The sequence below is a fragment of the Mycobacterium sp. KBS0706 genome, assembly GCF_005938675.2.
In the GTDB taxonomy this organism is placed as follows: domain Bacteria; phylum Pseudomonadota; class Alphaproteobacteria; order DSM-16000; family Inquilinaceae; genus Inquilinus.
Genome location: NZ_VCCH02000392.1, coordinates 1 through 331, shown reverse-complemented (window position 1 = coordinate 331; position 331 = coordinate 1). Strand labels below are relative to the sequence as shown.

Annotated in this window: 1 protein-coding gene; it reads left to right on the top strand. The window is 60.1% G+C overall.

Annotated features, from left to right (window positions below):
• A partial coding sequence (locus FFK22_RS43685) for a hypothetical protein (protein WP_221939332.1) occupies positions 1-331 on the top strand: 331 nt, incomplete at both ends.

The window sequence follows — 331 nt, the reverse complement described above, 5'->3', positions numbered from 1 at the left end:
TGCGAAGAAGCGGCAGAACAAGGTCACCGACTATCGCCGCATGCTGCAGGCCTGGCGGGATGCCGGGGTCATCACCTTCTGCGGCTACATTCTGGGATTTCCAGGCGACCGGGTCGAGTCGATCGAGCGCGATATTGGCATCATCCAGCGCGAGCTGCCGGTCGACATCCTGGAATTCTTCGTTCTGACGCCGCTGCCCGGATCGGAGGATCACAAGACACTGGATGCCCAGGGCGTCTGGATGGATACCGACATGAACCGGTACGACACCGAACATGTCACCACCGGCCATCCTTTGATGACGCCGGGGGAATGGCAGGAGATCTACAGA